The sequence below is a fragment of the Pseudoalteromonas sp. SR45-5 genome (genome assembly GCF_014163565.1).
Taxonomy (GTDB): Bacteria; Pseudomonadota; Gammaproteobacteria; order Enterobacterales; family Alteromonadaceae; genus Pseudoalteromonas; species Pseudoalteromonas distincta.
Genome location: NZ_JACJDN010000194.1, coordinates 1 through 6,465, shown reverse-complemented (window position 1 = coordinate 6,465; position 6,465 = coordinate 1). Strand labels below are relative to the sequence as shown.

The following is a 6,465-nucleotide window of genomic DNA, read 5'->3' as shown; positions in this document are numbered from 1 at the left end:
TACGCTGAGCCCATATGGCATTTGTATAAAAACAAAAATGGCGTAAGTGTGTATTATCAAAGCCACAGTGATAATACCTTTGAAGTAAAAGCGCAGATGAGCGTGAAAGGCGTATCCACCAATGAGTTTTTAGAATTACTTAGTGATACCGATGCCGCACCCCAATGGCTCGAAAATATATCTCAGGTAAAGGTTATTAAGCACATAAGCCCATCAGAAAATTTAGTGTACAGTTATTTTAATTCTCCTTGGCCTGTTAGAGATAGAGATAGCATTACTCATTCTTGTTATTCACAGTTAACTGCAAATAAAAGCCAATTGCTTATTAATGCGCGCCCTAATGAGCTGCCCCAAAATGATGGTGTTATAAGAATTACTACTTTAAATGCACGCTGGCTACTGAGTGAGGACAAAGGCCGCCTTGATATTGAATACCAAGTATATGCTTTGCCTGATGGGGCAATACCTACTTGGCTAAGCAATAAGGTTGGATTGAAAAGTACTTACAACACATTTATGAATTTGCACCAAATGCTCACACATAAAAAATACACTCCAAAACTACCTGTAATCAAAGCAGGTCAATGCTAAATATCGAATATATAATAATTTAATGGTGTGTTGAGTAGTCTTTAACTACGCTTAAGCAATAATGACACGCTATTATTTGGAGAATTGATGAAGTATTTAGTGGCTATATTATGTTTGATACACAGCTCATTCTTATTAGCTCAAGAATATACCTTTGGTGTAGTGCCGCAATACGAGCCGCAAAAGCTAAATACTATTTGGCAACCTTTGTTAAAACAAGTAAGTAAGCAAACAGGGGTAACAATAAAGCTAATTACAGTTGAGTCTATTCCTGTATTTGAAAAAGCCTTTGCTAATGGCGAGTACGACTTTGCATACATGAACCCATGGCATAGTGTTGTAGCATACGAAAAACAGGGGTATTTACCACTAATAAAAGATGCAGGGCGAAAGCTGCAAGGTATTTTGCTCGTAAACAAAGACAGTGATATTGATAATTTAAGCCAACTAGAGGGCGCTGAAATAGCATTCCCTGCACCTAACGCATTAGGTGCGTCATTATTAATGAGAGCTGATTTAGCATTGTTATACGGGCTAACAATAAAGCCTGTATATGTCCAAACTCATCCATCGGTATATTTAAATGTAGCACTGCACTCAACAATGGCGGGCGGTGGTGTAATGGGCACATTTAAACAACAACCAGAAAGCTTACAAAACAAACTCAAAATTCTTTATAAAACGCGTGAAATTAGTCGCCACCCAATTGTCGCCCACCCAAGGGTTGATGCTGCAATACAGTTAAAAGTGCAACAAGCTATTTTAGATATAGGGCAAAACGCAGAGCATAAACATTTACTTGCAGGTATCCCAATTATTAAACCTAGTATTGCAACTTTAGCAGAGTATCAGCAGTTAACTCAGTGGGGCTTGCGCTCATTTTATGTTGAAAATTAGAGGGTTTCGTAGTTTAAGGGCGCAAAGCTTTATTGTTGTATTGCTTTGTGGCCTGCTTATGGCATGTCTTTTTATGTTTTACGCATTACCTGAACAAGCGCGTTGGGTAAACGATGGCCTTTCAAAGGCTGCTCAGCGTTCTTTAGCGCAGTTATCGACTTCTATAACGACTCCGTTGTTAACTAGGCAGTATGCAGAGCTATATGAAGAGATAGACAGTCAACTTCAAACTCGCCCTAATTGGAAAAGTATTAAAATTGTTGATGTTGATTCAAAAAATCAATTGTATCCGCTTGAGAATTGGGTTGGAGCAAATGAAAACGGCGACATGCTGTTATCTCAACAGGTGATATTTTTAGACAAACCGCTGGCTAATATTAGCTTGGTTGTTAATTTTACTAATGAAATTAACGAATCTTCAAAACTTCATTACACCTTAATATATATACAATTTATTATTTTAGTTATCGTTTTTATAGGTTTGGCTTGGCTGGTGGATTACAGGGTTACATCGCCGTTGAGGACGCTAAAACTTGGGTTTTCACGTTTAGCCAAAGGCGACTTTGATTGCCATATAGATAAACAACAACAAAATGAAGTGGGCAGTGTAATAAATGCATTTAATAATATGGTTGATGAGGTTGCGAATAACCATCAAAAATTAAATGCATTACGAATTCAAGCTGAGTCTGCAAGTAAAGCAAAGTCAGATTTTATGGCCAGTATGAGCCACGAATTAAGAACTCCATTAAATGCAATTTTAGGCTTAGCCCAGCTGTATGGATATGATGAGAATGCTAATAAAGTACAAAAAGAAAACGCGAAAAGCATTTATCAAGCTGGAGAACATTTACTATTACTCATAGACGATGTGCTTGATTTAACAGCTATTGAGTCGGGTAATATGCAGTTTAGTTTTTCTTATGTGCCTATTAAAAGCATATTAGAAGAGTCAGTAGAGCTTGTCACTGAGCTTATTAAAGGGCAATCAATAACACTGCAAATTCACGGTTTTGAGTCCTTAGAAGGGCTGAGTATTTATATTGATCAGCGCCGCTTTAAACAAGTGATGCTTAACTTGCTTTCAAATGCGATTAAATACAACAAACCAAATGGCAGTATTAATATTAATTGTCGGGTGTTAAGTAATAAACAATGCGAAATAGATGTAATAGATACCGGATGTGGATTTTCTCCAGATGACATTTCTCGCCTATTTAAACCTTTTGACCGCTTAGGCGCTGAAACCAGTAAAGTAAATGGAACCGGTATTGGTTTAGTGATAACTAAGCAGCTGGTAGAGCGTATGCAAGGGTCTTTGAGCGCACAAAGCGAGCAGCACAAAGGTTCTTGTTTTACGCTAAACTTTAACAGTTTTGATCAAACTGACTTGCCAGCACAAGTGCAAGCCCCTCAAATAACACAGCAAAGCTTAAATGCGGTAACGCTTCCTACGCTTGAGGTTTTAGTGGCAGAAGATCAAGTTACAAATCAGCAAGTGTTAAAACAGCAATTAACTATGCTTGGAGTGTGCTCTACTTTTGTAAGTAACGGTGAGCAAGCTTGGGAGGCCATACAAAATAAACGCTTTGATATTTTACTAACCGACATTCAAATGCCCTTACTCGATGGGTTAGGGTTAGCCAAAAAAATACGCGAAAACACTCATTTTGATGAACTGATTATAATTGCAATTACGGCCAACATTACCAAAAACAACATAGATAATTGTTATACTTGTGGAATGAATGGCTTTTTAACAAAGCCTATTGAGCTTGTTAAATTAAAGTCGTTATTGATGGAGCATTCTCAAACTATGGTCAATACACGTTCAGAAAAATCAGATGGTGAAAATATAGCTTCAGATAGTTTTGATCAATTAGATATTACGCTACTAAAAGCAATGCTTGGTGATGATCCTAGCGTACATTGCATGGTATTTAATGCGTTTTTACAAACAGCAGGGGAGCAAATTAAATTAGCTAACGCGTATGCTAAAAGTAAAAACTATGTTGATTTAGCTTTTCAGGCTCATGCATTAAAGTCGTCTTCAAAGTCTGTGGGGGCTATTGAGTTGGCAAATATATGCCAACAGATAGAAACACAGGCAGAGAGTGAAATAGTTAAAGGTGATTATATACAGCAGCTGGAAGAGTGCTTTAACGATGTAGTCACACAACTTAAAAGCTATTGTTTACGATATGAAAAACGCACATAAAAAATGGCTCTTAAAGAGCCATTTTTTGTTTTAGGTATATTAGTATTTAGCCGCTTGCCCTTTTTTGGGTAAAGCGTGCTGTATAAAGTCACGTAAATCGCTATTAGAGCTTTCTAAATCAGCGTGGCGAAGGTACATCATGTGTCCGCTTCTGTAGCCTTTAAAGCTCAAACGGTCTTTCATTTTACCGCTTGGGTCTAATTGCCATAACGTATATTTAGCGTCAAAGTAATTGGTTGCGCCATCAAAGTATCCTGACTGGATCATCACGTTTAAGTAAGGGTTTTGTGCCATTGCTAAACGTAGATTTTCGCCTGTATTATTACCGGTTCTATCCCATGGATGGACATTACCAAATAAGTTATATTTTACATCAGTTTTATAGTTTAACTCTTCACGTAAGTAGTGATTAATTGCAGGAGTGAAAGAGTGTAACCAAGAGGTAAGTTCAGCCCAGTAGTCTGGGGATTCACCTGCGCCTCGTTTATCTATTCCTAAATAACGAGAATCTAAGCGACCCACAGTTTGACCACGTTCACGTAGTAGCTCTTTCCAGAAAAATTGAGTTGGAATATCTAAGTTATTTTGCTCAACAAACTTTTCTGATAAGCCTGCGTAGTGCGCCATTTTTGTAATTATGCGTCGCTTTTCATCAGCATTAATAAAGCCACCTTTAGCAAGCGCAGGGATTAACTCGTTTACAGTAAATTCTTCAACTTCAGGTAATAACTCATCTAGATCTTTAACTTGTAAATCGGCTTTAAGTGCTTTGTGATACCAAGCAGTCGCTGCAAAGTAAGGTAGGCGGTTAGCGGCTTTAATCGGGCCGTCGCGCTTAATACCAATGTCAGTAGGTGATACGAGTACAACACCGTTTATGTACATCCACTGACTGTTTTGAAGCTCATGAGCGAGTCCAGATACACGTGTTGTACCGTAGCTTTCACCAATTAAAAATTTAGGCGAGCGCCAGCGCTGTGCTCTATTTACAAAGGTATTTAACCACTCAGCAAGGTATTTAATATCGGCATTAACACCAAAAAACATTTCTTTTTGTTGGGCTTTAGAAGGAAGTTCGCCTTTTTCGTTTTCAAGTACGCGAGAATAGCCTGTATTTACAGGGTTTACATAAACAATATCGGCAATATCAAGAACAGAATATGGGTTGTCTTTTACCCCGTATGGTTGAATTGGATAGCCTTCATCATCAATTTTTAATACACGAGGCCCAGTATAAGCAAGGTGCATCCATACAGAAGCCGAACCCGGCCCGCCATTAAATGAAATAAGTAATGGGCGAGCTGTCCTGTCGTCAACTTTGTCACGTGTGTAGTAGGTGTATTGTAGTGTAGCAACCGCGTCGCCTTTATCATCCCATACAGGTTGTGTGCCTGTAGCTACGGTATAACTAAAACGCTGGCCATTAATTTTAGCTTTATGTTGAGTAACAACTTTGCTGTCTACATCAATACGACGTTGGTTATCGGCAAGTGTACTTGTACTGATTATTAATGCAATAACGGTTATCGGTAAACTGATAATACGACTAAGCTTCATTAGGTGTCCTTATTATTGTTGATACATCATTAAAGATAAAAATGAGTTAAATAACAAAAGTATTGAGACTAGTGGCCGATAATACTGGTTAAGTAAGGTATTAATACATTGAAAGGCGCGTATTAATCGCTTTTATAGTTATTTTGGATTTACTTTCTTTATTTAGTTAATTGCAAAATTCAGGTATATTGCGGCCTACTTGTATTGATTTTTTATACAGGCTATCACCAAAAAATCTAACGGATTACGCTTTCAAGCACATAAGTGCACTCTACACCGGATGTTTATGACTAATGCTATTGCAGTAATTGCGTGGTATTTGTCGTTTTGTGGTAAAACTAATTAAAGGTAAAGAGAAGCTTTATGCAAAGAGTATTAGTGGTTGAAGACAGTAAAGTAGTGCAGCAGGTACTTCGCCACTTAACTGCACAATACCTTGATGTGGCAATCGATTTTGCTTGGTCTTTAGCTGAATGTGCCACTTACGTAGAAAAATACGACTACACGCTTGCGTTAGTTGATTTAACCTTGCCAGATGCTCCTCACGGTGAAGTCGCAAAATATACTTTATCTAAAAAGATTCCTACGGTTGTTTTAACCTCAAAAATAGATGAGTACAAGCGCCAACAAATGCTTGAATTAGGTGTCGTTGATTATGTTATTAAAGATAATCGCGACTCTTACCATTACGCCGTTAAACTCGTTGCGCAATTGCTAAGAAACCAAGGTTGTAAAGCATTAGTAGCAGATGATTCATTACTGAGCCGCTCGTTAATGAAGCAAATGCTTGAAAAGCAATTGTTTGATGTGACAGATGCCCACGATGGACAACAAGCACTCGAAATATTAAAAGCTAATCCTGATATAAAGCTACTTATGACCGACTACGCTATGCCTTCTATGGATGGCTTTGAACTTGTTAAAGCGGTACGTAACTTTAGAGGCCGAGACGACTTAGCAATTATTGGCTTGTCGGGCGCGGGGAAACATGGCCTATCAGCGCGATTTATCAAATATGGCGCCAATGACTTTTTAACAAAGCCATTTATGAATGAGGAGTTTCATTGTCGAGTACTTCAAACAATGGAGCAACTATCGTTAATTTCAGATATTAAAGAAAGCGCGCATAGGGATCATTTAACAGGGCTTCATAATCGACGCTATTTTTATCAATATGCAGAAAAGCTCCTTAAAAGTAAAAA

General features: G+C 38.0%; 5 protein-coding genes. 4 read left to right on the top strand and 1 reads right to left on the bottom strand.

The genetic code is table 11. The features are described from left to right. The 3 genes from H5072_RS09155 to H5072_RS09145 all read left to right on the top strand — a co-directional run. Nucleotides 1–591, top strand: a 591-nt coding sequence (locus H5072_RS09155; protein ID WP_182693342.1) for an START domain-containing protein, incomplete at its 5' end; no start/stop codon positions are given. 87 nt (nt 592–678) lie between these two features. Beyond that, the gene (locus H5072_RS09150) at nt 679–1,488 is read left to right on the top strand and encodes a phosphate/phosphite/phosphonate ABC transporter substrate-binding protein (protein WP_182693341.1); all 810 of its coding nucleotides are present in this window, start codon (nt 679–681) and stop codon (nt 1,486–1,488) included. 73 nt (nt 1,489–1,561) lie between these two features. Next, entirely contained in the window at nt 1,562–3,706 is a 2,145-nt protein-coding gene (locus H5072_RS09145) for an ATP-binding protein (RefSeq protein ID WP_259395911.1), read from the top strand. A 39-nt stretch (nt 3,707–3,745) separates the two neighbouring features. Here the strand turns inward: H5072_RS09145 and H5072_RS09140 are convergent, their stop codons facing one another. Next, entirely contained in the window at nt 3,746–5,263 is a 1,518-nt protein-coding gene (locus H5072_RS09140; protein ID WP_182693339.1) for a S10 family peptidase, read from the bottom strand. A 363-nt stretch (nt 5,264–5,626) separates the two neighbouring features. Here H5072_RS09140 and H5072_RS09135 point away from each other — a divergent pair. Beyond that, on the top strand, nt 5,627–6,465 hold an 839-nt coding region (locus tag H5072_RS09135), incomplete at its 3' end, for a response regulator (RefSeq protein ID WP_182693338.1).